Annotated in this window: 25 protein-coding genes; 12 read left to right on the top strand and 13 right to left on the bottom strand. The window is 68.6% G+C overall.

The window, feature by feature from the left end; translation table 11 throughout:
- Positions 1-65: 65 nt before the first annotated feature.
- The 3 genes from ACLJRM_RS23570 to ACLJRM_RS23580 all read left to right on the top strand — a co-directional run bounded on the left by ACLJRM_RS23570 (position 66) and on the right by ACLJRM_RS23580 (position 3,041).
- Entirely contained in the window at positions 66-1,247 is a 1,182-nt protein-coding gene (locus ACLJRM_RS23570; protein ID WP_101609626.1) for a cysteine desulfurase-like protein, read from the top strand.
- A gap of 342 nt (positions 1,248-1,589) precedes the next feature.
- Positions 1,590-2,417 (top strand): chlorophyllase/cutinase-like alpha/beta fold protein, encoded by an 828-nt coding sequence (locus ACLJRM_RS23575; protein ID WP_410664310.1) that lies wholly within the window; start codon positions 1,590-1,592, stop codon positions 2,415-2,417.
- Between the two features lie 69 nt (positions 2,418-2,486).
- Positions 2,487-3,041, top strand: a complete 555-nt coding sequence (locus ACLJRM_RS23580) for an isochorismatase family protein (protein ID WP_101609623.1) — start codon at positions 2,487-2,489, stop codon at positions 3,039-3,041.
- A 6-nt stretch (positions 3,042-3,047) separates the two neighbouring features.
- Here ACLJRM_RS23580 and ACLJRM_RS23585 read toward each other — a convergent pair whose 3' ends face one another.
- Complete coding sequence (locus tag ACLJRM_RS23585) at positions 3,048-4,475, bottom strand: PP2C family protein-serine/threonine phosphatase (protein ID WP_233223016.1); 1,428 nt, start codon at positions 4,473-4,475, stop codon at positions 3,048-3,050.
- A gap of 371 nt (positions 4,476-4,846) precedes the next feature.
- Between ACLJRM_RS23585 and ACLJRM_RS23590 the strand changes: the two genes are divergently transcribed.
- Together ACLJRM_RS23590 and ACLJRM_RS23595 are read left to right on the top strand one after the other, a co-directional pair.
- A complete protein-coding gene (locus ACLJRM_RS23590) occupies positions 4,847-5,671 on the top strand; it encodes a GAF and ANTAR domain-containing protein (RefSeq protein WP_369862235.1) in 825 nt (274 codons plus the stop codon).
- A 28-nt stretch (positions 5,672-5,699) separates the two neighbouring features.
- Positions 5,700-6,569 carry an alpha/beta fold hydrolase gene (locus ACLJRM_RS23595; protein ID WP_410664311.1) on the top strand — a complete coding sequence of 290 codons (870 nt, stop codon included), beginning with the start codon at positions 5,700-5,702 and terminating at the stop codon, positions 6,567-6,569.
- A 7-nt stretch (positions 6,570-6,576) separates the two neighbouring features.
- Here ACLJRM_RS23595 and ACLJRM_RS23600 read toward each other — a convergent pair whose 3' ends face one another.
- The 5 genes from ACLJRM_RS23600 to ACLJRM_RS23620 all read right to left on the bottom strand — a co-directional run bounded on the left by ACLJRM_RS23600 (position 6,577) and on the right by ACLJRM_RS23620 (position 10,318).
- Positions 6,577-6,918: a hypothetical protein gene (locus ACLJRM_RS23600; protein WP_101609619.1), complete on the bottom strand. Its 342-nt coding sequence runs from the start codon at positions 6,916-6,918 to the stop codon at positions 6,577-6,579.
- A 164-nt stretch (positions 6,919-7,082) separates the two neighbouring features.
- Entirely contained in the window at positions 7,083-8,621 is a 1,539-nt protein-coding gene (locus ACLJRM_RS23605; protein ID WP_101609618.1) for an alkaline phosphatase D family protein, read from the bottom strand.
- An 83-nt stretch (positions 8,622-8,704) separates the two neighbouring features.
- Entirely contained in the window at positions 8,705-9,667 is a 963-nt protein-coding gene (locus ACLJRM_RS23610) for an NAD(P)-dependent alcohol dehydrogenase (RefSeq protein ID WP_410664312.1), read from the bottom strand.
- A 13-nt stretch (positions 9,668-9,680) separates the two neighbouring features.
- Complete coding sequence (locus ACLJRM_RS23615) at positions 9,681-9,896, bottom strand: helix-turn-helix transcriptional regulator (protein WP_101609616.1); 216 nt, start codon at positions 9,894-9,896, stop codon at positions 9,681-9,683.
- Positions 9,890-10,318: a hypothetical protein gene (locus ACLJRM_RS23620; RefSeq protein ID WP_101613411.1), complete on the bottom strand. Its 429-nt coding sequence runs from the start codon at positions 10,316-10,318 to the stop codon at positions 9,890-9,892. Before ACLJRM_RS23620 ends, ACLJRM_RS23615 begins: the two co-directional genes overlap by 7 nt.
- A 131-nt stretch (positions 10,319-10,449) precedes the next feature.
- Here ACLJRM_RS23620 and ACLJRM_RS23625 point away from each other — a divergent pair, with 131 nt between their 5' ends.
- A complete protein-coding gene (locus ACLJRM_RS23625) occupies positions 10,450-10,845 on the top strand; it encodes a PASTA domain-containing protein (RefSeq protein WP_410664313.1) in 396 nt (131 codons plus the stop codon).
- A 1-nt stretch (position 10,846) separates the two neighbouring features.
- On the opposite strand, the gene ACLJRM_RS23630 is transcribed toward ACLJRM_RS23625, so the two are convergent.
- Positions 10,847-11,233, bottom strand: a complete 387-nt coding sequence (locus tag ACLJRM_RS23630; protein ID WP_101609614.1) for a MarR family winged helix-turn-helix transcriptional regulator — start codon at positions 11,231-11,233, stop codon at positions 10,847-10,849.
- Between the two features lie 86 nt (positions 11,234-11,319).
- On the opposite strand from ACLJRM_RS23630, the gene ACLJRM_RS23635 reads away from it, so the two are divergent.
- Positions 11,320-12,777: an MFS transporter gene (locus tag ACLJRM_RS23635; RefSeq protein WP_101609613.1), complete on the top strand. Its 1,458-nt coding sequence runs from the start codon at positions 11,320-11,322 to the stop codon at positions 12,775-12,777.
- A 51-nt stretch (positions 12,778-12,828) separates the two neighbouring features.
- Here ACLJRM_RS23635 and ACLJRM_RS23640 read toward each other — a convergent pair whose 3' ends face one another.
- A complete protein-coding gene (locus ACLJRM_RS23640) occupies positions 12,829-14,079 on the bottom strand; it encodes a cytochrome P450 (protein WP_410664314.1) in 1,251 nt (416 codons plus the stop codon).
- Between the two features lie 211 nt (positions 14,080-14,290).
- Between ACLJRM_RS23640 and ACLJRM_RS23645 the strand changes: the two genes are divergently transcribed.
- Complete coding sequence (locus ACLJRM_RS23645) at positions 14,291-15,019, top strand: alpha/beta fold hydrolase (RefSeq protein ID WP_410664315.1); 729 nt, start codon at positions 14,291-14,293, stop codon at positions 15,017-15,019.
- Here the strand turns inward: ACLJRM_RS23645 and ACLJRM_RS23650 are convergent.
- From ACLJRM_RS23650 to ACLJRM_RS23660, 3 genes are all read right to left on the bottom strand, one after another.
- Positions 15,016-16,497 carry a PLP-dependent aminotransferase family protein gene (locus ACLJRM_RS23650; RefSeq protein ID WP_101609611.1) on the bottom strand — a complete coding sequence of 494 codons (1,482 nt, stop codon included), beginning with the start codon at positions 16,495-16,497 and terminating at the stop codon, positions 15,016-15,018. The two genes, ACLJRM_RS23645 and ACLJRM_RS23650, sit on opposite strands and share 4 nt — an antisense overlap.
- Before the next feature lie 12 nt (positions 16,498-16,509).
- On the bottom strand, positions 16,510-20,118 hold the full coding sequence (gene metH / locus ACLJRM_RS23655) for a methionine synthase (RefSeq protein WP_410664316.1): 3,609 nt from the start codon (positions 20,116-20,118) through the stop codon (positions 16,510-16,512).
- Between the two features lie 143 nt (positions 20,119-20,261).
- Complete coding sequence (locus ACLJRM_RS23660) at positions 20,262-21,374, bottom strand: acyltransferase family protein (protein ID WP_410664317.1); 1,113 nt, start codon at positions 21,372-21,374, stop codon at positions 20,262-20,264.
- A 167-nt stretch (positions 21,375-21,541) separates the two neighbouring features.
- Between ACLJRM_RS23660 and ACLJRM_RS23665 the strand changes: the two genes are divergently transcribed.
- Entirely contained in the window at positions 21,542-22,081 is a 540-nt protein-coding gene (locus ACLJRM_RS23665; RefSeq protein WP_410664318.1) for a hypothetical protein, read from the top strand.
- A 12-nt stretch (positions 22,082-22,093) separates the two neighbouring features.
- On the opposite strand, the gene ACLJRM_RS23670 is transcribed toward ACLJRM_RS23665, so the two are convergent.
- Positions 22,094-22,774 carry a peptidylprolyl isomerase gene (locus tag ACLJRM_RS23670; RefSeq protein WP_101609608.1) on the bottom strand — a complete coding sequence of 227 codons (681 nt, stop codon included), beginning with the start codon at positions 22,772-22,774 and terminating at the stop codon, positions 22,094-22,096.
- Between the two features lie 158 nt (positions 22,775-22,932).
- Between ACLJRM_RS23670 and ACLJRM_RS23675 the strand changes: the two genes are divergently transcribed.
- Positions 22,933-23,544: a hypothetical protein gene (locus tag ACLJRM_RS23675; RefSeq protein WP_410664319.1), complete on the top strand. Its 612-nt coding sequence runs from the start codon at positions 22,933-22,935 to the stop codon at positions 23,542-23,544.
- Positions 23,545-23,556: 12 nt separating this feature from the next.
- Here the strand turns inward: ACLJRM_RS23675 and ACLJRM_RS23680 are convergent, their stop codons facing one another.
- Positions 23,557-23,826 (bottom strand): DUF2631 domain-containing protein, encoded by a 270-nt coding sequence (locus tag ACLJRM_RS23680; RefSeq protein WP_101609606.1) that lies wholly within the window; start codon positions 23,824-23,826, stop codon positions 23,557-23,559.
- A 95-nt stretch (positions 23,827-23,921) separates the two neighbouring features.
- On the opposite strand from ACLJRM_RS23680, the gene dxr reads away from it, so the two are divergent.
- The gene (gene dxr, locus ACLJRM_RS23685; RefSeq protein ID WP_101609605.1) at positions 23,922-25,127 is read left to right on the top strand and encodes a 1-deoxy-D-xylulose-5-phosphate reductoisomerase; all 1,206 of its coding nucleotides are present in this window, start codon (positions 23,922-23,924) and stop codon (positions 25,125-25,127) included.
- A gap of 3 nt (positions 25,128-25,130) precedes the next feature.
- Positions 25,131-26,357, top strand: coding sequence for a M50 family metallopeptidase (locus ACLJRM_RS23690; protein WP_410664320.1), 1,227 nt, complete (start codon positions 25,131-25,133; stop codon positions 26,355-26,357).
- Positions 26,358-26,371 lie beyond the last annotated feature (14 nt).

The following is a 26,371-nucleotide window of genomic DNA, read 5'->3' on the forward strand; positions in this document are numbered from 1 at the left end:
GGCCGGCGAAAGTTCCGGCCACGAAGCGTTTACTCGGTGCCGGACCGGGTGTCAGAGTCGAGGTCATGGCCATCGACGTCGCAGCCCTCCGGCTTCACTTCCCGTCCCTCACCAACGGAACCGCGTTCTTCGACGGACCCGCGGGTACGCAGACACCAAGGTCCGTCGCCGACGCCATCGCCGGGACGCTGACCGGCCCGCTGTCGAACCGGGGCACGGTCAGCCCGTCCGAGCTCAACGCGGAGAAAGCCGTCTCGGGCTTTCGCGCCGCCTATGCCGATTTCTTGAACCTGCCGGCCGAAGGCGTCGTCCACGGCCGCAGCGCCACCCAGCTGACGTACGACTTTTCCCGGCACCTGGCCAAGAACTGGCGCGAGGGCGACGAGATCGTCGTCAGCCGCCTCGACCACGACGCCAACGTCCGGCCCTGGGTCCAGGCCGCCGAACGGGCCGGGCTGATCGTCCGCTGGCTGGACATCGACCCCGAAACCACCGAACTCGACCTCGATTCCCTCGTCCTCACCGAACGGACGAGGCTGGTCGCGGTGACGGCGGCCTCGAACGTCCTTGGCACCAAGCCGCCGATCCGCCGGATCGCCGACCTCGCCCACGACGCCGGGGCGCTGGTGTTCGTGGACGGCGTCCACTACGCCGCACACGAGCTGGTGGACGTCCCGGCGATGGGCGCGGATTTCTTCGTCTGCTCGCCGTACAAGTTCCTCGGCCCGCACTGCGGGGTGCTCGGCGCGTCGCCTGCCCTCCTCGAAACCGTCGAACCGGACAAGCTCATGCCGTCGCCCGACACCGTGCCCGAACGCTTCGAATTCGGCACACTGCCGTACGAGATCCTCGCGGGCGCGACGGCCGCGGTGGACTTCCTCGCCGCCCTCGATCCGGGAGCGGGAGGGTCGCGGCGGGAACGCCTGACGCATTCGCTGAACTCCTTGCACGACCACGAAATCACGCTGCGCACCAAGCTGGAAAAGGGGCTGGAAGACACCGTCACCGTCCACTGCAAGGCGGCTGACCGGACCCCGACCCTCCTGATGGGTCTCGGCGGCCGCGAGCGCGAGGCGCAGCGGCATCTCGCCGAGAGGCAGGTCGTCGCCCCGGCGGGATCCTTCTACGCCTACGAAGTCTTCGCGGCCTTGAAGCTGGAGAATCCGGCGCTCCGGGTCGGGCTCGCGCCGTACACCAGCGCCGAAGACGTCGACAGGTTGCTGGACGGTCTCTCGACGTTCGCGTAGTGAGGGGAAGGGCAAAGGGGGCGTGCTCGCGCTGTTTTCGGTGTCGGTCGTGGGCCGGGGTGTCGCGAAAGCCACTTTCGCGACGTCCGATGTCCCGAAAGTGGCTTTCGCGACACGACCGCTCGACATCGGACGCGGCAAAGGACACCTCCAGCCCCAGCGCGACCCGCCCGCGAAGCGCGACACGTTGCCCCCTCAAATAAGCCCTGCTTTGGGGCCGGTCACAAGACTCGTTCGCCTGATCTTGTGACCGGCCCCATGGACGTACGGTGACCGGACCGACACCCTGGGAAGGGAGCGTCGCGGGCAACGGGGCCTGGGCGGAACGGGACGGTGACCACCATGACGAGGCTTCGGGAACGGACACTGATCGCCGGAATGGTCGTGCTGGCGACCGTGGGCATCGCGCCCGCCGCGACGGCCACGACCGGGATCGCGGACCAGTGGAGCGAACCGGGTCCCTTCGCGGTGACCGTCGAAGCCCTCGACAGCACGCACACCGTGTACCGGCCCTCGCGGCTGGAGAGGCACCCGGTGATCCTGTGGGGCAACGGAACCGGCGCGAACCCGAAGATCTACGACGGCCTGTTGCGCCATCTGGCCTCCCACGGTTTCGTGGTCGCGGCCGCCGACACACCGAACGCGGGCTCCGGCAAGGAAATGCTGGCCGGAGCCACCACCCTGATCGCCGAGAATTCCCGTCCCGGCAGCCGTTACGAAGGGAAGATCGACACCGCGCACATCGGCGCGACCGGTCATTCCCAGGGCGGCGGCGGGGCGATCGCCGCCGGCGCGGATCCCCGCGTCACCACCACGATCCCGATCGAGCCGGGGCCACAAGGCTCCGCCACGGCCTTGAAGGGGCCTTCGTTCTTCCTCGGAGGGCAGTTCGACGCCATCGTCATTCCCGCGCTCCTGGTCATCCCGCGGTACCGCCTCGCCGACCAGGTGCCCGCGATCTACGGCGAACTCGCCGGCGCGACCCACTTCACACCCGCCGGTGACGGCGGCGGGTTCCGCGGCGCGATCACGGCGTGGTTCCGGTTCTGGCTGTCCGGCGACGAGCGAGCCCGCGCGGAGTTCTTCGGTGCTTCCTGCGGCTTGTGCCGGGACGGGGCGTGGTCCGACGTCCGGCGCAACGCGAAGGCCCTGGCCGTTCCGGCGGCTTGATCGACGGTTCCTGTCGGTGCTCCGGGTTAAGGTCTGCCACAGCAGCCTGACCAGGAGGGACACCCTGTCATGACCACTCTCGACAACCGGCCGAACACCGCGCTCTTGGTCGTCGACGTCCAGAACGGCGTCGTCGACGAGGGCCACGAGCGGGACGCGGTGGTGGCGAACATCGCCGCTCTCGTCGGCCGCGCGCGACGGGAAGACGTGCCGGTCGTGTGGGTGCAGCATTCCGATGAGGAACTCGTGCGAGGGAGCGAGGAGTGGTGCCTCGTCGGCGAGCTGACCCGGGAAGACGCCGAGCCGCTCGTCGACAAATCCTATGGAGATTCCTTCGAGGACACCGATCTGGAGAAGGTGCTGGCCGAACGCGGTGTCGGGCGTCTCGTGGTCGTCGGGGCGGAGACCGACGCCTGCATTCGCTCGACGTTGCACGGCGCCCTGGTCCGGGGATATGACGCGACGCTGGTCGGCGACGCGCATACGACCGTGGACAAGTCGGAATGGGGAGCGCCCGAGCCGGCGCAGGTCATCGCGCATACGAACCTGTACTGGCGGTACCAGGTCGCGCCGGGCCGGAAGGGAGGCACGGTCGCGACAGCGGACGTCGAATTCAGCGGCTGAACCGTCTCATGACCGGCCCGGCCGCCGAGCGATCAGCAGCCCCGCGTCGCTGGTGAAAACGTTGCCGCAGTGGGACTTCGCCGCCTGTAGGACACAACGGGCGGTTTCGGGTGGCACCTGCCCGAGGTTGTCGTCCAGGCAGTCGGCGAACGCGAACCGTTCGCCGTCGGCGGCACGTGCGCCCGAGAGGCCTTCAGTGTGCAGGACCAGCAGGTCTCCGGGCCGCAGCCGGGCGGTCCCGATCCGGCCGGGCTGCCCGGCGCCGAACGGCGGGCGCTCCACGATGTCCACTGTGGTCTGTTGACGGTCGTCGCCCAACACGAGCGGCGGGACGCCTCCGGCATCGAGGTAACGGAGCCCGCCGTCGGCGAGGTTCAGTTCGGCCAGCGTGCCGCGAACCGTGACGCCGTCGCCGAACTGTGCCGACAGCGCTTTGTCGACAGCGGATTCCTGGCCACGCAGGTCCAGGTCTTCGCGGCGGGCGGATCGGTAGGCCGCGAGCGCCGCCGAGACCACCAGGCCCGCGGACAGGGTGTCGCGTCCGGCGTCGAAGATCGCCAGGCGAGCTGTCGTTTCGGAGAGCGCGTAGTCGAAGGTGACTCCGCGAACGTCGTAAGTGGGCTCGACACCGCCCGCCACCACGACGTCGCGCGTCGCCGCGGTCAACGGGGGAAGGTTCTGCCAGAGAAGCTCCGCGATGGGGCCGCGCCGCCGCTGTCGCCGCAGCGTGTCGAGGCCGTCGCCGTACCTCATCGCGGCCGCGATGAGGCAGCCGGACAGCGACGCGAGCCACTGGCACTGGATTCGCAGCGAGGGGTCGTTGAGGTCGGCGTCCGGACCGGCCTCGACCTCGAGCACGCCGATGCGCTCGTCACCGTCCAGCAGAGTGGCCCACAACCGTGGTCCGCCCGGCTCCTCGACCAGCAGGGTGCCGGCGTGCCGGTACGCCTCGCCCGCGGTGCTCGCCTCGATGGTCAGCGGTGCCTTGACGGTCGCCGACTCGCCGGGAAGCGGGATGAGCTGCCGCTGGTCGTAGTCGGCGAGATAGACGGTGATCTCGAGGTCCAGTGCCCGGCCTGCCGCGGCGATGATCTCGGGCAGCCGTTCGGGGGAGGCACGGTGGGCGCCGTCGAGGAGCCCTACCAGCGCGGCCAACGGCCCGCGAGGCCGGAAGTCCTCGCCGGTCGCGCGGCTGTAGGGCGCCCGGCGAACGCCGGAGACCTCGTCGAGCCGTTCGTTGACCGCGTGGGCGACCATGTCCCGTTGGATCCTGGGCAGGGGTATCAGCTCCTGCAGGAAGCCGTCCAGTTCGACTTCGCTGACGTCGCCGCCGAGAGCGAAATATCTCAGCCACAGCTGCTCGACGGTGAGTCCGGTCCGCGCGAAACAAGCCGCGACGATCCGGCGCTGCTCCTCTGCCTGGAGCGAAGCCACGGTGATCACCCCCCGAGTTCTCGACAACACCAGACCCGGGTACCAACCGGTGCCCGGTCCGAAACATGAGCGGGCATGAACGGACCCGAGCCGCGGGAGAACGTGAAATTACGCCAGGTGGCCGAGCGGTGCGTGGTCGGCGTGCCCGGTAGGGGTGATCCGGGGCGGGCCGAACGTGGGTCGCGGTAGGCGGGGTGATCCCATTCGGCTAAGGTCGGCTTCCGAAAGCGGTTCTGAGCGTTGAGAAGTTAGCGCCGATCCGCCGGTAACCGGGTTGGTTGCGGCGGTTGATGGTGCGCGCTCGGCGCCGGTTCCCGCCGGTGACTCCCGTGGTGCATCACGCCGATGTGCAGAAGTGGGAGAGGCGGGCTTTGGCCGATGAAATCGACTGGCAGCAGGACAAGAACCGATTCGTCGAGGATGTCGGCGACGGCGAACTGCCGGTGACCTCCGAGAACGGCGCTCGGCTCATCGCCGGGCCACTGGTTAGCCAATTCGTGTCCCTGACCAGGGCGTTGCTGGATTCCGGCTCGGTCGCGGCGGTACTCGAACGAGTGGTCTTCGCGACCCGTGACCTGGTGCCGGGCGCGGATCTGGTGAGTGTCACCCTCCTCGATCCCGACGGCGCGTTCCACACGCCGGTGCGGACCGACGAGATCGCGCGCGAACTGGACCAGCTGCAGTATCAGTACGGCGAGGGTGCCTGCGTCGAGGCCGCGCGGGTTTCGGGACCGGCGGCGGCCTTCAGCGACAACCTCGCCGAGGACGCGCGCTGGCCGCGGTTCGGGCCGGCAGCCGCGGCGCTCGGTTTCCACTCGCTGGTCTCGACGGCCTTGCTGCCCGAGGCGTCGAGTTCGCAGCTTTCGGGCGCGCTGAACGTCTACTCGCGACGTCCGCACGGCATCGCCAGGGCAGACCGCGATGTGCTGTTGCTGCTGGCCACGCACGCGTCGCTGGCGCTGGCGACCACGCACGCGGTCACGCGCGGTCAGCTCCAGGAGGAGCAGCTCCAGCAGGCACTGGACAGCAGGGACGCGATCGGACAGGCCAAGGGCATCCTGATGGCGCGGCGGGGGATCGACGCGGCCGAGGCGTTCGAGGTGCTGCGGAACACGTCGCAGAACATGAACATCAAACTCCGGGAACTGGCGGAGATGCTGTCCAAGCGGCATTCGGAACTGCATCTGCCCGACTGAGCGGGCGGGCGCCACTACGATCGCGATCATGGGTCTCGGTGAACTGGCGTTGTCGCGATCGTTCGAGTGGCGTGGCCGTTCGGTGGCGTGGGAGCGACTCGGCGAAGGCGCCCCGGTGGTGCTGTGCCACGGGACACCGTGGTCGGCGCAGCTGTGGGCGCCTTTCGCGCGAGCGCTCAGCGAGGAGTTCACCGTCCACGTCTGGGACATGCCGGGGTACGGCCGCTCGTCGAAGGAGCCCGGTCACGCGGTCGATCTCGGCACGCAGGGCGAGCTTTTCGCCGACCTGCTCGCGTATTGGGGACTGACGGCCCCGCACGTGATCGCGCACGACTACGGCGGCGCCGTCTCGCTGCGCGCCAACCTGCTGCACGGCGCCGAATACGCCTCTCTCGCCCTGGTGGACGTCGTCGCGCTACGGCCGTGGGGTTCGGAGTTCTTCCGGCTCGTCGCGGAGAACGCCGAGGTCTTCCAAGCACAGCCCCCGACGGTGCACCGAGGTGCGCTGGAGTCCTATATCGGGACGGCCTCCCATCGTGGTCTCACCGGCGCGCAACTGGCCACGCTGACCGGCCCTTGGCTGGACGAGCAGGGACGACGCGCCTTCTACCGGCAGATCGCCGAGGCGGACGTCCGGTACACCGACGAGATCCAGGATCGCTATCCCGAACTCGCCTTGCCGGTGAAGGTGATCTGGGGCGCGGAAGACACCTGGATCCCGGTGGACCGGGCGGAACAGCTCGCGAACGCGATTCCCGGCGCCCTCTTGGACGTCATTCCGGATGCAGGGCATCTGATCCAGTACGACGCGCCGGTCGAACTGGCCTTTTCCCTCCATCGCTGGCTCACCGCGGAAGTGGACCGGTGGGGACCCGGACCAAGATCAACATCGCATTAGCGAAATATTAGAGATCGTCTACGTGATATCCCGCGACGTAGGCGTTCGAGAGCAGTCCGCCGTGACATTCCGCCGTCGACGGTCCGAAACCGCGCGGAACCCAATGGCCGACGGTGTACCAAAAGGATGACCCCGACGCGCAGTGAGCGACCACTCGATAGGTTTCCGAGTACCTCGGCAGGGAGAAGCAGGTCGTGGAAATCCCCTCGCCGAAGAGGATTCCGAAGCGGTTGCTGTCGCAACCGTAGGGCGGGAAGGGGCTTTCGGTCGCCGCGGAGGCCGGTGAACCGGCCAGGATTCCGGCCGCCGAGAAGGCGGCCATGACTAAAGCGGCGATTTTCTTCTTCATTGCTTTCTCCCGGGGATCGTTCCCAATGGAAAGCTCAGATTAGCCGCACGGAAGAATTGTCGTGAATTCATCGGGCAGGTGAAAAGAGAACGCGTGCGGTGAGCCGCGCTGCTCCGAAAGAGCGTCCCCCGACCCCCTTCTGAGTCCGCCGGTCCCCTTTTGGCCTAGCGTCGCCGGTATTGCGCGGGGGACGTGATCGTGGCCCTGTCCTCATAGGACCCGGGCCTGCCGCGGTCGACGTGGAACGTCGTCAGGGTGCTCACCGGCGAACGCGGGTCGCGCCGGTCGCCGATCACCCGCATGTGCGTGCTCCAGCGGCGCGGGGTGACCTCGTAGACGTCGTAGCCGTATCGGTTGCCCTCGAAGTACTTGAGGTGCGGGTTCGCCGCGCCCATCTTCGGCCCGTTCGTGGCGTTCCATTCGGGGGAGTAGGCGCCGGAGGAGACCGAATGCGCGGTGAACTCCGTGCCGATCACCGGGGTGGCCGGATCGGCGAAGTCGGGGCGGATGTCGTCGACGAACGCCGAATGCCAGTCGCCGGTGATCACCACGAGGTCTTCGAGGCCGCTCTGGGCGACGTGGGTCAGCACCTCCTTGCGTTCGGCGAGGAAGCCGTCCCACTGGTCGGTGAACATGTAGCCGCCGCCACCCGGCTTCGCCAGCTGGCTGAGCATGATCGAGTTCACCCAGCAGTGCCACGCCTCACCGGCGCCGGTCACCTGATCCTTGAGCCACGCCTTCTGATCCGCGCCGAGGATCGTGCCGTCGGGCAGGTTCTGCGCCGACCGGTACTGCCGGAGATCCAAAATGGACAGGTCCAGCAGGTCGCCCCAGCGGCGCTGCCGGTGGATCCGCGGGCTCGCCGGGTGGTCCGGGCGCACCGGCATGTGTTCGAACCAGGCCTGGTACGCCGCCGATCGCCGGGCCTGCAGTGCCGGAGTGGTACCGCTGTAGTCGTTGACCACCTCGTGGTCGTCCCAGGTGATGAACCAGGGGTGGGCCGCGTGAGCGTCCCGCAGCGAGGGGTCGGACTTGTAGAGCGCGTGCCGCCGCCGGTACGACGGCAGCGTCAGTACCTCGGGGCCTTCGTGATCGCGCAGCGGGTTCCCGCCGACCTGGCCGTGTTCGTAGACGTAGTCGCCGAGGTGAACGACGAAATCGAGGTCCTCCCGCGCGATCCCGGCGTGGGCCGCGTAGAACCCGTCGTGGAACGCCTGGCAGTTCGCCGAGGCGAACCGCACCCGCCGGACCGGCCCGACGGGCGCGGTGCGGGTGCGGCCGACCCGGCTGACCTTGCCGAGCGCGTGGAAGCGGTAGTAATACTGCGAGCCCGGCTCCAGCCCGGACACCGGGACGTGCACGCTGTGCCCGAGCCCGGCGGTGGCCGGCGCCGTCCCGCGCGCCACGCGGCGGCGGAAACCGCGGTCGGTGGCGACCTCCCAGCCGACCTCGACGGTGTCTTCGAGCGGCTGCTCGAACTCCATCGGCTTCGGCGCGAGCCTGGTCCAGAGCGCGACGCCGTACGGGACGGGGTCGCCGGACGCGACGCCGAGCGTGAACGGCGCCTCGTCCCAGGTCGCGCCCAGTGCCGCCGCGGCCTCCTCCGCCTGCGCGACGGTCATCCGCGAACTCAACGGCCAGGCCAGCCCCAGCGCACCGGCGGTGGCGGCGCCTCGCAACAGGTCCCGGCGGTTGACGGACATCGGTGGTCTCCCTCGGCTTCGTGGTGGGTCGTCCCACACCGAACACGCCCAAGATGGCCGGGGGTGAACGCGAGGGAGAACATTCAGACGGTGATGACGACCTTGCCGCGCGCGTGTCCCTCGCTCGCGTAGCGGATGGCTTCGGGCACCTCGGCCAGCGAGTAGGAGCGGTCGATGACCGGCGTCAGTTTCTCCGCCTCGATGAGCGCGCGAAGTGCCTGGAGATCGTCTTGGTTCTCCGTGGAGAACAGGCCGAGGAGCTTCTGTTTCACGAACGGCCCGAGGAACAGTGCCCGCAGGTTGCGACCCACCGGCCCGATCCACCGCCCGTCGCCCTCGCCGCCGACGATGACCAGGGTGCCGCGCGGGGTGAGGGCTTTCCGCAGCGAGGTCAGCGACCGGTTGCCCGCGGTGTCGAGGATGAGGTCGTAGCCGCCGCCGAAATCCTCACGCGTGTAGTCGAACACCCTGTCCGCGCCGAGCGAGCGGACGAGGTCCACCTTGCCCGTCCCGCACACCCCGTCGACCGTGGCGCCGAAAGCCTTGGCGATCTGCACCGCGAACGTGCCGACGCCACCGCCCGCGCCGATGATCAGGACCTTGTGCCGGGGCGCGACCTTCCCTTTGTCGCGAAGCGCCTGGAGGGCGGTGAACGCGGAGATGGGGACGGCCGCGGCTTCCTCGAACCCGAGCCGCCCGGGTTTCCGTGCCAGTTTGTCTACTGTGGTCAGTGCGTATTCGGCGAAAGAACCTTGGCAGGTACCGAAAACCTCGTCGCCGGGCTGGAATCGCGTGACGTCGCCGCCGACCGCGTGTACGACACCGGCGAAGTCGAGGCCACGGACAGGGGCCTTCGGTCTCCGTACCCCGAAGCCCATCAAGCGCACCAGATAGGGCGTGCCCTCCATGAGATGCCAGACCCCGGGATCGACGGCCGCCGCGCGGATCCGGACGACGACACCGTCCGGTCCCGGTTCGGGATCCGGCAGCTCGATCAGCTTCAGGACTTCCGTCGTGCCGTACTCGTGCTGGACGATCGCCTTCATGGGGGCCTCTTTCCTAGTCTGGGTACTGAAAAACGTCGTCTAGCCCGACGCCGAACACCCGGGCGATCTGGAAGGCCATCTCGAGGGACGGTGAGTAGCGGCCCTGTTCGATGGCGATGACCGTCTGGCGCGTGACGCCGATCCGGTCCGCGAGTTGCGCCTGCGTCATCTCACCGGCGGCGAAGCGCAGGGCGCGGATCGAGTTCATGACCTTGGTCGGTTTCACCATGTCTGGAATCCCCGGCGGTAGGCGGCGATCTTCGCGATCGAACCGAGCAGGGAGGACAGGACGAAGGCGAGGTACACGGTGTTGGCGATCCAGAAGTGGTCCAGTTCCGCCATCGCCATGACGAGCGCCGCGACGCCGCCGATGACGACGAACGACTGCCCGACGTGCTCACCGAACCGGCCGATTTCGCGGTCTCGCTGGTCTTTGCGCCCCGCGTCACGCGGTGAGGCGATCGACGCCGCGATGTGCAGCACGATCGAGGCCACGATGGCCGCCCCGATCGTCCACAGCAGCGGTGCCACGTAAGGGACATCGACGAGCGGGCCGGATCTCGCCCCGCCGAGGACGACGATCAGGTACGCCGCGTAGGCGAAAACCGTGACCACGAGCATGATCCACGCGCGCTTCTCTTCCAGTGCCACGTGTTCCAAGGTAAAGAGTTCTAGACACCATGTCAAATATTCTTTACCTCGGTGGCCCTGATCGGGTGCTAACGATCAGCCGCCCTGGCGCGACTCTCTTCGGTCTCATCACCACAGACTGGAGTCCCGGGATGACGAAGACCGCCAGCCGGATCGCCCTGCTTCTCGCCGTCGGCGCGCTCGGCCTCGCCGCGTGCGGTGCTCCGAACCCGCGGCCGGGGGCGCCGGCGACCGTCACGGAGACGGTGGCGAGCGCGCAGCCGTCCAGCCGGGCGAGCGCTCCGACAACGGCGGCCGCCAAGCTCGTCACCGTCCCGGACGTCTCGGGGATGAACCATCAGGACGCGCAGGACGCGATGCAGGCGGCGGGCCTGTACAACCTGCGCGAGGTCGACGGGACCGGCAAGGGCCGGATGCTCGTGATGGACCGGAACTGGGTCCAGACGGGTCAGGACCCGGCGCCGGGGACGAAAGTCGCCGCCGACGCGGTGATCACCCTGACCGCGGTCAAAATCGGCGAGAAGTGACTCAAGCCTTGATGGTGAGGGTTTCGTTCAGCGTCGCCCGGTGGGTCGGCTTCGCCTCTTCGTAGCGACGGCGGCCTTCGTCGGTCACGACGACGAAGATCCCGCGCCGGTCCGACTCGCAGAGCGCGCGCTGCACGAGCCCCTCGCGCTCGAGGCGGGCGACGAGTCGCGAAGTGGCGCTCTGGCTCAGGTGGACGACCTCGGTGAGATCGGCCGCGCGGCATTTGCCGACGACGCAGTTCACCAGGCGTTCGAGGGCTTCGAATTCGGTGACGCCGAGGCCGTGGCGCTCCTGGAGCCGGCACTCGAGCCGTCCGAAGACCGCCGCGTGCCGTGCGGACAGGGCGTGCCACTCCTGCAGCAGGTCTTGTTCGGCGACGTCGCTCACGCGGCCCAAGATAGCATGCACATGAATTTTATGCAAAGTCATTAAATGCACTTGCATTAGATGCGTGTGCATGTACTCTACGGATCATGAGTTCTTCCGTGCAGCTGTCCACCAGCTCTACAAGGTGGGACGCGCGCCTCTGGGGTGTCCTGCTCACCGTGTCCGTCGTCGTGGGCCTCGACGCGCTCGACGTGTCGATGGTCGCCGTCGCCCTCCCGTCCATCCAGGCCGAACTCGGCCTCTCCACCGGTGCCCTGCAATGGGTCATCAGCGCCTACGTGCTCGGCTACGGTGGCCTGCTGCTTCTCGGCGGGCGCACCGCCGACCTGCTCGGCAGGCGCCGGGTCTTCCTTGTCGCCGTCGCGGTCTTCGCGGTCGCTTCCCTGCTCGGCGGTCTCGTCGACGACGGCGCGCTGCTGATCGCCACCCGCTTCATCAAGGGTCTCGCCGCCGCGTTCACCGCGCCGGCCGCGCTGTCCATCATCACCACGACCTTCCACGAAGGCCCCGCCCGCAACCGGGCGATCAGCATCTTCGCGGTCTTCGGTGCCAGCGGTTACTCCGCGGGCCTCGTGTTCTCCGGTCTGCTCACCGAGGTGGGCTGGCGCTGGACGTTCCTGCTGCCGGTGCCGATCGCGCTCGCCGCGCTGGCCGCCGCGGTCAAGCTGATCCCGTCCTACCGCCCGCAGGAGGGTGGCGGCTACGACTTCCCCGGCGCTATCACCGGTGCCGCCGGTTCGCTCCTGCTGGTCTTCGCCGTGGTCGAGGCGCCGGAGATCGGCTGGGCCTCCCCGAGGACGCTGATCACGTTCGCGCTCGCGCTCGCGTTGCTCGTCACCTTCGTGCTCATCGAGAAGCGCAGCAAGCACCCGCTGCTCCGCCTCGGCATCCTGCGCTCGGGCCCGCTGGCCCGCGCCAACCTCGGCGGCGCGACGTTCTTCGGCGCCTACATCGGTTTCCAGTTCGTGGTCATGCTGTACCTGCAGACCGTCCTCGGCTGGTCCGCGTTGCAGACCGCGCTCGGATTCCTGCCCGCCGCGCTGATCGTGGCCTTCGGTTCGCCCAGGATCGAGCCGCTGATCGACCGGCTCGGCACGCCGCGCACGATCCTCGCCGGAGTCGTCGCCCACGTCATCGGGTACGCGCTGTTCCTGCGGATCGACGAGAGTTCCAGCTACGCCGGTTCGGTGCTGCCGAGCATGATCCTGCTGGGTGTCGGCTTCATGCTGGCGTTCTCCTCCCTCAACATCCAGGCGACCAACGGCATCTCCGACGACGAGCAGGGGCTCGCCGGCGGTCTGCTGAACACGTCGATCCAGGTCGGCGGTGCGATCGGCCTCGCCGTGGTGACCGCGGTCCTGACCGGCAACGCGGGTGGCGCCACCGGCCCGGCCGCGCTGCTGAACGGGTTGGCGCCCGCGCTGACCGTCGTCACCGGCATCGCCGTGATCAGTGTCCTGGTGGCGCTGTCGGGAGTCGTCGGCCTGCGCAAGGCCGAAGCCCGCTCAGCCGTCGCCGAACCGGAGTTCGCCGCGGCCGAATGACCAGGGGGTGATGGCCCCTTCCCGCGCTCGGGGGCGGGAAGGGGCCCTTCGCTACCAGCGGATCGGCAGGGACTTCAGCCCGTTCTGGAAGTTCGACCGCAACCGCACCGGGGTGCCGTCGAGTTCCACCTCGCCGGGCAGGTCGAGGATCGCTTCGAACATCGCGCGCAGCTGCACCCTGGCGAGCTGGGCGCCGAGACAGAAATGCGGGCCGTGCCCGAAGGTCAGGTGGTCGTTGGGCGTCCGGCCGATGTCGAAGCGGTCCGGGGCTTCGAAAACGGACTCGTCGCGATTCGCCGACGAGAACCAGACGACGACCTTGTCGCCCGCGCGGATGTCCACATCGGACAGAGTGACGTCTTCGGTCGCGGTCCGGCGGAAGTGCATGACCGGCGTCCACCAGCGGAGCATCTCTTCCACCGCACCGGGAAGCAGCGAACGGTCGGCCAGCAGCCGCCGGTACTGGTCCGGATGCGACAGCAGCGCCAGCATCCCGCCGGGGATCCCGTTGCGCAGCGTTTCGTTGCCCGCCACGGAAAACAGCCAGAACAGATTCTCGAACTCGTCGATCGAGACCCGTCCTCCGTCTTCCACGTGACCCATCAGGTTGCTCATCACGTCGTCGCCGGGGTGCCGTCGCTTGTACTCGCCGAGCGCGGTGGCGTACGCGTAGAGATCCGGCATCCCGGCGCGGGTGCGCGGATCGGGCATCGCACCGTCCGGGCCCGGAACCGGCCGCACGGCCAGCGCCGCCCGCGCGAGCTCGGTGACCTCTCCCGCTTCGACGGTCGCGCTCACCGCGTAGTCCGCGTCCTGGTAGCCGATCACGCGATTGCTCCAGTCGTACATCAGCCGCCGGTCCTGTTCGGGAATCCCGAAGACCTCGGCGAGCGTCAGCAGCGGGAGATCGGCGGCGACGGCGGCGAAATCACATCGCCGCTCCGCCGCGACCGCGGTGATCAGATCCCTTGCCCAGCCGTGGATCCGCTCGGTCAGCCTGCCGACCGCGCGCGGCGTGAACGCCCTGGTGAGCAGGCCCCGCAGCCGGGCGTGCTCGGGCGGATCCATGTTGAGCATCATCCGGCGGACGTAACCGAGGTCCTGTTCGGTCGCCGGGTCCCGGATCTGCGTCCCGCCCAGGTGCGACGAGAACAGCTTCGGATTCTTCAGCACGTACTTGACGTCCGAATGTCCGAGCACGGCCCAGAAATCGTCCACCCGCACGACCGGCGACTCCCGGCGCAGCGCCGCGAGGTGCTCGTACGGCACGCCCCGGGTATAGGTGTCCGGATCGGTGATCACGGCTCCGAACACTAGCCCGTGTCGTGCGCGTCTGTTCGCGGTCTTCGCGCCCAAATGGTCCCTGACGTCACGAGCGATCCAGCCGAGTACAACCCGGTACGAGGCCGAATCGCCCGTGACGTCAGGAACCACCTGGATCACGAAGCCCATCGAACAGACGCACACGACACGGACTAGCCCGCGGACGGGGGACTGGGGAAAGATCCGTCCGGTGGAAACCCTGAAGATGCGCACCGCCGGAACCGATGGCCCCGCCGTGCTCCTGCTGCACGGCCTCGGCGCGACGGGAGCGGTCTGGGACGGCCTCATGGCGGAGCCGGGATACCGCTGGCTGGCGCCCGACCTGCCGGGACACGGGGGATCGGCCCGGTTGCCGCACTACTCGTTCGGCGGTCTGGCCGCGGCGGTCGCCGACGCGCTCCCGGAACGCGGTCCGCTGCTGGTGATCGGCCATTCGCTGGGCGGCGTGGTCGGGCTCGCGCTGGCCAGCGGCTGGTTCGGGGTGAAGGTCGCCGGGCTGTTCGCGATCGGCGTCAAGGTCGAATGGAGCGAGAGTGACCTTTCGAGGGCGACCGCCATGGCGGCCAAGCCGCCGAGGGTGTTCCCGACCCGTGAGGACGCCGAACGCGGCTTTCTCAAGATCGCCGGTCTGGTCGGGATCGCCGAGGCGGACCCCGGCGGCGTGGCCGAAACCGAAGGCGGCTGGCGGCTGGCGCTGGACCCGCGCGCGTTCGGCGTCGGCGCTCCCGACATGCGTGGCCTGCTCGGCGCGGCGCGCTGCCCGGTCGTCCTCGCGGCCGGAGAACACGACCCCATGAGCCGTCCTGAGCAGCTTCGCGCGCTCAGCCCGCACTCCGCCGTACTCCGGGGACTCGGCCACAACGCCCACGTCGAGGACCCGTCCTCGCTCCTGCCCTTCCCCCGGCAATTCGTCCTCTAGTTGCGGTAGTTCGCCGGCGAACTACCGCAACCAGAGGACGAAACGCGGGAAATCTTGCCCAGGACGGCGATGCCTTCGGCGATGTCACTCGCCGGGCTGGCCCCGTAGCCGAGGACGAGACCCGGATTCATCGGCCGCTGGCAGTGCCACGACAGCGGCTGCACCTTCACGCCCTGCTCCAGCGCGGCGGCGGCGAAGTCGAGGTCGGAGAACTCGGCGTCGAAGGTGATCGTCAGGTGCAGCCCGGCGGCCGCGCCGTGCACCACGGCGTCCGGGAGATGGGTCCGGAGCGCTTCGATCATCGCGTCCCGCCGGCGGCGGTGCCGTTTGCGCACGAACCGCAGCTGCCGCTCCATCTCGCCGGATTCCATGAGATGCGCGAGCACCAGCTGCGGGAGGACGGCGTTGCCGAGGTCGGCGAACCGTTTGGCCGCGACCACCTCGTCCCGGTACCGCGGCGGCACCAGCATCCAGCCCACCCGGAGCGCGGGCGCGAGCCACTTCGACACGCTGCCCGCGTAGCAGACCTGTTCGGCCAGCATCGAGCGCAGCGCGGGGACCGGCGGACGGTCGTAGCGGTGCTCGGCGTCGTAGTCGTCCTCGATGATCAGCCCGCCGTCCGCGGCCCAGCGCATGAGCTCACGACGGCGCTCCCCGCCGAGCACGACACCGGTCGGGAACTGGTGCGCGGGCGTGAGCAGGACGGCGGGCGCGCCGCTGCGGACGAGTTCGTCGACGTCGATCCCGTCCTCGTCCACGCGGATCGGCGGCGTCGCCAGCCGCCGGTCGTGCAGATGCTGCCGCGCGCCCAGCGAGCTCGGATCCTCGACGGCGATCTCGGAGATCCCGTTGTCGCACAGCACCTGGGCCAGCAACCCGAGACCCTGCGCGACGCCGGCGACGATCAGGACGTCGTCGGCGTCGGCGGTGATGCCGCGGGTGCGGGCGATCCAGCGCGCGATGGCCAGCCGCAGCGCGGGCGCGCCACGCGGGTCGCCGTAGCCGAAGGCCGCCGCCGAGAGGTCGTTGAGCACGGTGCGTTCGGCGCGCAGCCAAGCCGTCCTCGGGAAGGCCGTCAGATCCGGTACGCCGGGGGACAGGTCGATCTTCGCCGGTGTCGACCGCAGTGAATCGAAGACGCCGATCCCGGGGGCGGGCTGGAAGATCGTGCCCGCCGACGGCGGCCCGGGCGCCGTTTGCTCCTTCGTCCTCGCGGGCGCCGCGACGACCACGGTGCCCGCGCGGCCGCGTCCGGCGACGTGGCCGTCCTCGACCAGCCGTTGGTAGGCCTCGGTGACCACGCCGCGCGAGACCCGCAGGTCCGCGGCCAGCGCCCTGGTCGCGGGCAGCCTGCTGCCGACCGGCAGGCGGCCGTCGGAGATGGCGTGCCGCAGCCGCGACGCCAGCCAGTCCGACCGGCGCCCCGGCGGCGCGTCACCGATGTCCAGCTGCAGGAAGTCCGAGCCCTCGGCAGTCACCTGATCATTGTGTCATTCGGGCTCGTAGGCGAGGTTCGGGCGCAGCCATTGCTCCATAGTGGACAGTTCGAGGCCTCGCCGGACGGCGTAGTCCTCGACCTGGTCCTTGCCGAGCCGTCCGACGGTGAAGTACTTCGACTCGGGGTGGGCGAAGATCAGCCCGGACACGCTCGCCGCGGGCGACATCGCGAAGGACTCCGTCAGCGTCATTCCGAGCTTGTCGGAGTCGAGCAGGTCGAACAGCTCCTGCTTCTCGCTGTGGTCCGGGCTGGCCGGGTAGCCGAGCGCGGGACGGATCCCGCGGAACCTCTCGGCGTGCAGGTCTTCCAGCTTCGGGTCGGCGTCGGGCTCGAACCATTCCCGCCGTGCCTTCAGGTGGATGTACTCGGCGAACGCCTCGGCGAGCCTGTCCGCGAGCGCTTTCACCATGATGGCGCGGTAGTCGTCCTGCTTCGCTTCGAACTCGGCGGCGAAGTCCTCGGCACCGAGGATCGTGACCGCGAATCCGCCGAGGTGGTCGCCCGCCCCGGCCGGGGCGATGTAGTCGGACAGGCAGCGGTTCGGCCGCTCCAGCGGCTTCTTCGTCTGCTGGCGCAGCATCGGGAACTTGACTCCCGACTCCAGGATGATGTCGTCGCCCTCGGAGTGCGCCGGCCAGAACGCGTACGCGCCCTTGGCCTGGAACCGCTCCTCGGCGACGATCTGGTCCATCAGGGTGTTCGCGTCGTCGAACAGCTCCTGCGCGACCGGGTTCGAGAGGATCGCCGGATACTTGCCCTTCAGCTCCCAGGCCAGGAACAGGAAGGTCCAGTCGACCATCTCGCGCAGTTCGGTGAGTGTCGGCGAGACGTACCGGACGCCGGTGAACTCGGGCGTCGGGACCTCGTCGAAGGACACCTTCTCCGGGTTCGCCCTGGCCTGCGCGACCGTCAGCAGCGGGGTGCGCTGCTTGTTGGCGTGCTGCTCACGCAGCTTCTCCTGGTCGGCCCGGTTGTTCTTGTCGAGGATCTCGGCGCGGTCCGCGTCGAGCAGGTCACCGACGACACCGACGACGCGGGAGGCGTCGAGGACGTGCACGGTCGTGTTCTCGTACGCGGGCGCGATGCGGACCGCGGTGTGCTGGCGTGACGTGGTCGCGCCGCCGATCAGCAGCGGGAGTTTCAGCCCGCGCCGCTCCATTTCGGTGGCGACGTTGACCATTTCGTCCAGCGACGGCGTGATCAGGCCGGAAAGCCCGATGGCGTCGGCACCTTCGGAGACGGCGGTGTCCAGGATGACCGAAGCCTGGACCATCACGCCGAGGTCGATCACCTCGTAGTTGTTGCAGCCGAGGACGACGCCGACGATGTTCTTGCCGATGTCGTGCACGTCCCCCTTGACCGTCGCCAGGACGATCTTTCCGTTGCCCTGGCGGGTTTCGACCCGGCCTTCGAGGCGGGCCTTCTCCTTCTCGGCCTCCATGTACGGCTCGAGATAGGCCACCGACCGCTTCATCACACGGGCGCTCTTGACCACCTGCGGCAGGAACATCTTCCCGGATCCGAACAGGTCGCCGACGATCTTCATGCCGTCCATCAGCGGGCCTTCGATGACCTCGAGCGGCCTCGGCAGCTTCTGGCGCGCTTCCTCGGTGTCCTCTTCGATGTAGTCGACGATGCCGTGCACCAGCGCGTGGCTGAGCCGTGCCTCGACCGTGCCTTCGCGCCAGGACAGGTCGATGACGCGCTGGGTTCCCTTGCCACTGACCGTTTCCGCGAAGGTGACCAGCCTGTCGGTGGCGTCTTCACGGCGGTCGAAGAGGACGTCCTCGACCAGCTCCAGCAGATCCTTGGGGATGTCCTCGTAGACCGCGAGCTGCCCGGCGTTGACGATGCCCATGTCCAGCCCGGCGCGCACCGCGTACAGCAGGAAGGCGGAGTGCATCGCCTCGCGGACGATGTTGTTGCCGCGGAAGGAGAACGAGAGGTTCGAGATACCGCCGCTGATGCGCACGCCGGGACAGCGTTCCTTGATCCGCGGCAGCGCGTCGATGAACGCCTTGGCGTACCCGTTGTGCTCGGAGATACCGGTCGCGACCGCGAGCACGTTCGGGTCGAAGATGATGTCCTCGGCGACGAAACCGGCCTTCTGCGTCAGCAGATCGTAGGCACGGCCGCAGATCGCGACCTTCCGGTCGGCGGTGTCGGCCTGGCCCTGCTCGTCGAAGGCCATCACGACCACGCCCGCGCCGTAGTCGCGGATGCGCCGGGCCTGCTGGAGGAACTGCTCCTCGCCCTCCTTGAGGCTGATGGAGTTGACGACTCCCTTGCCCTGCACGCATTTCAGCCCGGCTTCGAGGACCGTCCACCGCGAGCTGTCGATCATGATCGGCAGCCGGGCGACCTCGGGTTCGGTGGCGATGAGGTTGAGGAAGGTGGTCATCGCTTTTTCACTGTCGAGCAGGTCGGCGTCCATGTTGACGTCCAGCAGGTTCGCCCCGCCGCGGACCTGCTCCAGCGCGACGTCGACGGCGGCCTGGTGGTCGTCGGCCTCGATCAGCTTGCGGAACTTGGCGGACCCGGTGACGTTGGTCCGCTCGCCGATCATGACGAAGCCGGTGTCCTTGCCGATCTCGAACGGTTCGAGCCCGCTGAACCGGGTGCTCGCCTTCGGGTCCGGAACGGTCCGCGGCGCCATCCCGCGGACCGCGTCGGCGATCTCCTTGATGTGCGCGGGAGTCGTGCCGCAGCAGCCGCCGACGACGTTGACCATCCCCGACGTGGCGAAGTCGCCGAGCAGCCCGCCGGTCTCCTCGGGCGTCTGGTCGTACCCGCCGAACGCGTTCGGCAGTCCGGCGTTGGGGTGACAAGCCGTGTAGGTGCCCGCGAGGCGGGACAGTTCGGCGATGTGCGGCCGCATTTCCTCGGCGCCCAGCGAACAGTTGACACCGACCAGCAACGGTTCCGCGTGCTCGATGGAACTCCAGAACGCCTCGACCGTCTGCCCGGACAGCGTCCGGCCGCTCAGGTCGACGATCGTGACCGAGATCCACAGCGGCAGATGCGGCGCGACGTCGCGGGCGGCGGAGATCGCGGCCTTGCAGTTGAGGGTGTCGAAGATGGTCTCGATGAGCAGCAGATCGACGCCGCCCTCGGCGAGCGCCTTGATCTGATCCGCGTATGAGGCGTAGACCTCGTCGAAGGTCACCGCGCGGAACGCCGGGTCCTCGACCTTCGGCGACAGCGACAACGTGACGTTCAGCGGCCCGACCGACCCGGCGACGAACTTCCCGCCCGCCGCGTCCGCCGCCTCGCGCGCGATCTGGGCGCCGCGGAGGTTCATCTCGTACGCGAGGTTCTCGAGCCCGTAGTCCGCCTGGCCGATGGTGGTGGCGGTGAACGTGTTCGTCGTCGTGATGTCCGCGCCGGCGTCGAGATACTGGCGGTGGATGTCGAGCACGACGTCCGGTCTGGTGATGTTCAGCAGGTCGGGGTCGCCGGTGATGTCACGGGGGTGATCCTGGAACCGCTCGGTGCGGTAATCCTCTGGCTTGAGGCCGGCGTTCTGGAGCATCGACCCCCACGCGCCGTCGAGCACGATGATGCGCTCTTCCAGCAGCTTTCGCAGGGCGGTCGTTTCCATCCAGCGCTCCTCCCATGTCGTGGGAGGCGCCCTTGCGGTGATGTCCGGGGCCGAGCGTGGCGGACTCAGCGGTCCGTTGCAGCGCCTCTCGACCTTGGCGACCAGAGTACCGGATCTGGACAAGGGCGCTTCGCCCGAATCACTCAGCCGCTGGCCAGGACGGGATTGGTATCCCGCACCGTGGGATCCGGTGCCGACGGCTTGTCCTGGTCGCCGATTCGTGTCTTGCGACGGGCGACCAGCTTGCGGCCGACGTCGATCATCGGCACCTCGACCCAGCGGTAGAGCACGTCGGCCACGATGAGGGCGGCGATGGTCACGCCGACCGCGGTGAGGGTCCGGGCGGTGCCGAGCTGGGGAATCGAGCCCGCGACGACCGTCGAGACGATTCCCTGCAGGAGGTAGACGGAATACGACCGCTCGCCGATGAACCGCATCGGCGGTGTGGAAAGGAACCACGCGATCGGGCCGCGCGGGATCAGCGACGTGATCAGCAACGCGGCCAGCACGGCGTAGACGAGAACGCCGGTCGTGCCGCCGTCGCCGAGGACGGCCTCGATTTTCGTCAGGTTCGTCTGTACCAGTACGAGCGCGGCGAGCACGGGCACGCTCGCGACCGGATGGGTGAAGACGCGAAGCGCGGCGAACCCCTTCCGATGGTGCAAGGCGATGGCGAGCGCGCAGCCGATGAGGATGGGCGCGTACGCGCCGGAGTACGGCAGGACGGGGATCAACGCGGTCATCAACGCCGCCAGCCCGAGCGCCAGGCCGAGGCGCTTCGGGAAGCCCAGCGCCGCGATGCCGAAGGCCAGGAACGGCCAGACGAGATAGAACTTCTGCTCGACCCCGAGCGTCCAGGACTGGGTGAAGGGCGCGTTGGTCACGAACTCGTTCGTGAACGTGAGGTAGTAGGGCATCGCGTCGGCCAAACCGGTGGTGTGGAAACCGCCGCGCAAATAGATGAACACGACGACGATGCCCAGCACGGCGAAGTACACCGGCAGGATCCGGAAAGCTCGCCGGATGTAGAAGTTCGCGAGCGAGATCTTCCCGTTCCGGGACTCTTCACGGAGGGCCAGCGTGGTGATCAGGAAGCCGGAGAGGACGAAGAACAGGTGGACGCCGACCCAGCCGTTGGCGACGGCCCACGCCGGTCCGCCGAAGTGGAACACCACGACCAGGAGCGCGGCGATCGCGCGCAGACCGTCGAGGGCCGGAAAACGCCTCGTCGCGAGGTACTGCTCATGCGTCATCATCACTGGTACCCCCGAAGCGTCCGGAAAGACACGTCACTCTAAAGGCATAAGGTCAGGTCCTATGAGAGCTGCGCCTCCGCCTGAAGCGGCGGTGGTCGCCGTGTTCGATCTGGCATATTCGACCATTTCGCCCGCGATGGCGAAGTCGTCAGGGGGTATGAGGACGCATGGGCGCTTGGGCGTTCGACTATGTGCACGTGTCGCCCCGGGAGAGCGGTGACGAGGCACTGGCGGTCGTGCGTGAGATGGCCACGCATGCCTTGGGAGCGCGGGGGAGCGCCGAGTACTTCGAGATGCGAGGCGAGCACCATTGGATCGATCTCGAAGTGTTCAATTCTGCCGACGGTGCCCGGGGGAGGGCGCAGGTCTCCATGCGTCTCGCGCTGTGCAATCCGCCTGGGCTGGAACGCGAGTTGCGCAAGTTGATCGCGGGCCTGCTGGAGCGATGCGGAGGGCGGATCTTCACCATGCAGCCCCGCGATCGCTTCACCGACATCGAAGGCGACGGTTGGGAGCGCCTGTGGGCGAGGTTCACGGACAAGCAGGCGTGGTTTCGCGAAGGATACGGTCACTTCGACGCGGCGATCAGTGTCGACGACCTCTCCTCGTACATGCGGGAGCACGCTATCTTCCCGCGGAGCGAGGCACCTCGATTCGCATACCTACTGGAGGAGAAAATCCTCCGTGACTCGCAAGGGCACGCCTGACCTCGAGTGACCTCAGAAGCCGACGGTCGCCTTCTGGATCTTCACCGGCTTCGCGGGCAGCCCGTCGGCAGGCACGTTCGGATCCGTCGGGATGATGCCGTTCGCCACGATCCGGTCCAGCACCTCCATGCCCCGCACGACCTTGCCCATCACCGAGTAGTTCTTCGGGATGTTCGCGAACGAGTGCACGATGAAGAACTCGCTGCCGTTGGTCCCCGGTCCCTGGTTGCCCATGGCGATGGTGCCGCGTTCGTAGGTCTCGGTGCCGTCGACCTCGTCCGGGAACTTGTAGCCCGGCCCGCCCTTCTCGGCTTCGTAGATGTCGCCGCACTGAAGGACGCCGAGGCGCGAGGAGTTCGTCAGGCGCCAGCACTGGCTGTGGTCGTAGAAGCGCTGCAGGGCCAGGCTCGCCAGGTTGTGCGCGGCGCACGGGGCGGCGCCCGCGCGGTTCAGGCGCACGGTGACGGGGCCGTAGTTGAAGCGGAACGTGACGTCGATGGTGCCGCGGGTCAGCGCGAAGGGGAGCGGCCGGAACACCGGGCGGGCGGCGGGGTTCTCCGGCGTCGGCGTGAACTCGCAACGCACGATCGGCAGTGAGCCCGCGGAGGCGGCGGGCGCGGCCGTTGCCACGCCCGGCAGCAGGACGGCGGCGAGAGCGGAAACGACAGCGGTGACACCCCAGCGCAGCTTCATGAGGGGGAACCTAACTCAATCGGGTGGTCGTCGGGTAGCGCTTCACGGGCCGGGGGCGGGCAAGCGCCGGTACGGAGCCGGTTCAGGTGGTCGTGAGTGGCGATTCGGGTTAGAACACGAATCGCCACTCACGACCACCTGCACCGAACGGCCACCGCATGCTGAGCTCACTCACCGCCGCGTACCTCGCCCTCTCCCTCGTCGTGATCCCGCCCACCGAGATCCGCCCCGACCAGGTCGACCACGTCGCCCTGCCCTGCGCCCAGGCGGGCGCCTCCGCCGACGACGCCGACACGGCGGGCGCGCTCAATCAGCAACTCGGCACCAAGATGCGCGGCTACATGAACCCGTACAACACGTCGTGCGCCAGAGCGGTCGTCGAAACCGTCCAGAGATCGGGCCTCAACGAACGCGCGGCGGCCATCGCGATCGCCACGGTGATCGTCGAGTCGAGCATCGCCAACCTCGACGGCGGACTCGGCGACTCCGTCGGGCTCTTCCAGCAGCGAGCGAGCTGGGGTTCCTTCGCGCAGCGGACCGATCCGGTCTGGGCGACCGGCAGGTTCCTCGCCGTGATGCGGCAGTTCTTCCCCGGCGACTCCTGGAACAACGTCGCCATCGGGGACGTCGCCGCGGCGATCCAGCGGCCGGCGGCGAAGTACCGGCATCGCTACGGGGTCGAGGCCGACGACGCGGTCAAGATCGCCGCCGAGTTGTGGGTCCATGACGGCGAATGGCCCCTGTCCTCGACGGAGAACAGGGGCCATTGAGCCGTGAAGGTGCTACTTGCGCCAGGCCGTGCGCTGCTTGCGGATGTCCATCACGAGACCGAACACCAGCGCCAGCGACAGGCCGATCAGCCACAGGTTCTCGGTCCAGCCGTGGTGGTTGCCGTACAGCATCACCAGCAGGATGATCGCGCTCAGCCAGCCCGCGATCCGCGTCGCCTTCGGGAAGGAACCGTGCCAGCCCCACTCGGCCGACGGCTCGTCGTGGGGGTCAACGGTGTCGACGCCCACCCGGCCGCGCTTTTCGACCGCCTTGCTCGCCACGATCAACTCCTCAAAACCCGATGGTTCGCTTGCCCGCGAATGATCCCACACCTGGCTGCACGCGCCCGACGGGCCCCGCGCGACAATGACCCCCGATGACTACCTCGCGAAGTGTGCTCGTGCTCGGTTCGACCGGTTCGGTCGGCGCCCAGGCCCTCGACGTCGCGGCCCGTAACCCGGAGCTGTTCCGGGTCGCCGGGATCGCCGCGGGCGGCTCCGACCCCGCCGCGCTGGCCGCCCAGGCCCTGGCGCACCAGGTCGACGCCGTCGCCGTCAGCAGGCCGACGGCCGTGGAAGACCTGCAGCTCGCGCTGTACGCCGAGGCGCAGAAGCGCGGCTACTCCAGCGGCGACTTCAAGCTCCCGCGCATCTTCGCCGGGGCCGACGCGGTCATCGAGATGATCGACACCACCCCGGTCGACGTCGTCCTCAACGCCCTTCCCGGTTCCCAGGGGCTCGCGCCGACGCTGCGCGCGCTGGCCACCGGAGCCACGCTCGCGCTCGCGAACAAGGAGTCGCTGATCGCGGGCGGGCCGCTCGTGCTGGCCGCGGCCAAGCCGGGGCAGCTGGTCCCGGTCGATTCCGAACACTCGGCGATCGCGCAGGCCCTGCGCGCCGGCCGCGAGTCCGAGGTCGCCAGGCTGGTGCTCACCGCCTCGGGCGGCCCGTTCCGCGGCCGCAAGCGCGAGGAACTGGCCGACGTCACCGTCGAGCAGGCGATGGCGCATCCGACCTGGTCGATGGGCCCGCTCATCACGATCAACTCGTCCACCCTGGTCAACAAGGGGCTGGAGCTGATCGAGGCGAAGCTCCTGTTCGACATCGAGACCGACCGCATCGACGTGGTCGTCCACCCGCAGTCGATCATTCACTCGATGGTGACGTTCGTGGACGGCTCGACGATCGCCCAGGCCAGCCCGCCCGACATGCGGCTGCCGATCGCGCTGGCCCTGCACTGGCCGGAGCGCGTGCCCGGCGCCGCGGCCGCGTGCGTCTGGGACAAGCCCGCGAGCTGGACCTTCGAGCCGCTGGACAACGAGGCTTTCCCCGCCGTCGAGCTGGCCAGGCACGCCGGGACCGTCGGCGGCTGTGTCCCGGCGGTGTACAACGCGGCGAACGAGGAACTGGTGGCCGCTTTCCTGGCACAGAACACCGGCTTCACCTCGATTGTGGACACTATTGCCCAGGTGGTGGAAGCCGCCGACGAATGGCGTCGCGAACCTCGCGACGTGGATGACGTACTTGCTGCCGAGCGCTGGGCTCGCGCGCGTGCCGGTGCGCTGATCGGTAAGGGGAAGTAGCGCGTGTGGTTCATTTTCGGGATCGTGCTGTTCGCGCTGGGGATCTGCCTCTCCGTCGCGTTGCACGAAGCAGGCCACATGTGGGCGGCCAAGGCCTTCGGCATGAAGGTCCGGCGCTACTTCATCGGCTTCGGGCCGACGATCTTCTCCTTCCGCCGAGGTGAGACCGAGTACGGCCTCAAGTGGATCCCGCTCGGCGGGTTCTGCGACATCGCCGGGATGACCGCGCTCGACGAGGTCACCCCGGAGGAGTCGAAGCGCGCGATGTGGCGCTTCAAGACCTGGAAGCGCACCGTCGTCATGTCGGCGGGTTCGGCGATGCACTTCATCCTCGGGTTCATCATCCTGTACCTGATGGCCGTCACCATGGGCCTGCCGAACCCGGACGCGGCCAACGCCCCGACCGAGCCGGTGATCAGCGCCACCGCCTGTGCCCGTTCGGCCACCACCCTGGAGCAGCTCAACGACACGACCTGCCCGGCGGGCGCTCCGACCCCGGCGAAGACCGCCGGGATCCAGGCCGGCGACAGGATCCTGTCGGTTGCCGGGAAGCCGACTCCGGCCTGGACCGACGTGCTCGCGGCCGTCCAGGTCGCCGGCGGCCCGACGCCGTTCGTGGTCGAGCGCGGCGGACAGCGGGTGAACCTGACCGTCGACGTGCCGCGGGTGCAGCGCCTGCTCTCCGACAAGACCACGGTCAAGGATGTCGGCATGATCGGCGCTTCACCGATACCGAAGTCGGCGACGATCGTCTACGGCCCCGTCGACGCGATCGGCGGGACGCTCAGCTTCACCGGCACGATGTTCTCCGAGACCGCCAAGCGGCTGATCGAGTTCCCGTCGCGGATCCCCGCGGTCGTGGAGTCCATCTTCGGCGGCGAGCGTGACCCGAACACCCCGGTCAGCGTGGTCGGTGCCAGCCGGATCGGTGGCGAGGCCGCCGAGCGCGGTCTGTGGGAGATCTTCGTCCTCCTGCTGGCGAGCCTGAACTTCTTCATCGGCGTGTTCAACCTGCTGCCGCTGCTCCCGCTCGACGGCGGGCACATCGCGGTGGTCTGGTACGAGCGCGTCCGGGACTGGTTCCGGAAACTGCGCGGGAAGTCGGCGGGCGGACCGGTCGACTACACGAAGCTTTCGGCGGTCACGATGGTGCTCGTCTTCATCGGCGGGGCGGTGACTCTGCTCACCGTCACCGCCGACATCGTGAACCCGGTCAAGCTGTTCCAGTGACGGGCGCCTCCGAT

It is taken from the genome of Amycolatopsis sp. lyj-84, from assembly GCF_046549075.1.
In the GTDB taxonomy this organism is placed as follows: Bacteria; Actinomycetota; Actinomycetes; order Mycobacteriales; family Pseudonocardiaceae; genus Amycolatopsis.

Coding starts and splice junctions, on each gene's coding strand:
- ACLJRM_RS23570 (WP_101609626.1), top strand. CDS start 66: ATGGCCATCGACGTCGCAGCCCTCCGGCTTCACTTCCCGTCCCTCACC.
- ACLJRM_RS23575 (WP_410664310.1), top strand. CDS start 1,590: ATGACGAGGCTTCGGGAACGGACACTGATCGCCGGAATGGTCGTGCTG.
- ACLJRM_RS23580 (WP_101609623.1), top strand. CDS start 2,487: ATGACCACTCTCGACAACCGGCCGAACACCGCGCTCTTGGTCGTCGAC.
- ACLJRM_RS23595 (WP_410664311.1), top strand. CDS start 5,700: ATGGGTCTCGGTGAACTGGCGTTGTCGCGATCGTTCGAGTGGCGTGGC.
- ACLJRM_RS23600 (WP_101609619.1), bottom strand. CDS start 6,918: ATGAAGAAGAAAATCGCCGCTTTAGTCATGGCCGCCTTCTCGGCGGCC.
- ACLJRM_RS23605 (WP_101609618.1), bottom strand. CDS start 8,621: ATGTCCGTCAACCGCCGGGACCTGTTGCGAGGCGCCGCCACCGCCGGT.
- ACLJRM_RS23610 (WP_410664312.1), bottom strand. CDS start 9,667: ATGAAGGCGATCGTCCAGCACGAGTACGGCACGACGGAAGTCCTGAAG.
- ACLJRM_RS23615 (WP_101609616.1), bottom strand. CDS start 9,896: ATGGTGAAACCGACCAAGGTCATGAACTCGATCCGCGCCCTGCGCTTC.
- ACLJRM_RS23625 (WP_410664313.1), top strand. CDS start 10,450: ATGACGAAGACCGCCAGCCGGATCGCCCTGCTTCTCGCCGTCGGCGCG.
- ACLJRM_RS23635 (WP_101609613.1), top strand. CDS start 11,320: ATGAGTTCTTCCGTGCAGCTGTCCACCAGCTCTACAAGGTGGGACGCG.
- metH (WP_410664316.1), bottom strand. CDS start 20,118: ATGGAAACGACCGCCCTGCGAAAGCTGCTGGAAGAGCGCATCATCGTG.
- ACLJRM_RS23660 (WP_410664317.1), bottom strand. CDS start 21,374: ATGATGACGCATGAGCAGTACCTCGCGACGAGGCGTTTTCCGGCCCTC.
- ACLJRM_RS23665 (WP_410664318.1), top strand. CDS start 21,542: ATGGGCGCTTGGGCGTTCGACTATGTGCACGTGTCGCCCCGGGAGAGC.
- ACLJRM_RS23670 (WP_101609608.1), bottom strand. CDS start 22,774: ATGAAGCTGCGCTGGGGTGTCACCGCTGTCGTTTCCGCTCTCGCCGCC.
- ACLJRM_RS23675 (WP_410664319.1), top strand. CDS start 22,933: ATGCTGAGCTCACTCACCGCCGCGTACCTCGCCCTCTCCCTCGTCGTG.
- dxr (WP_101609605.1), top strand. CDS start 23,922: ATGACTACCTCGCGAAGTGTGCTCGTGCTCGGTTCGACCGGTTCGGTC.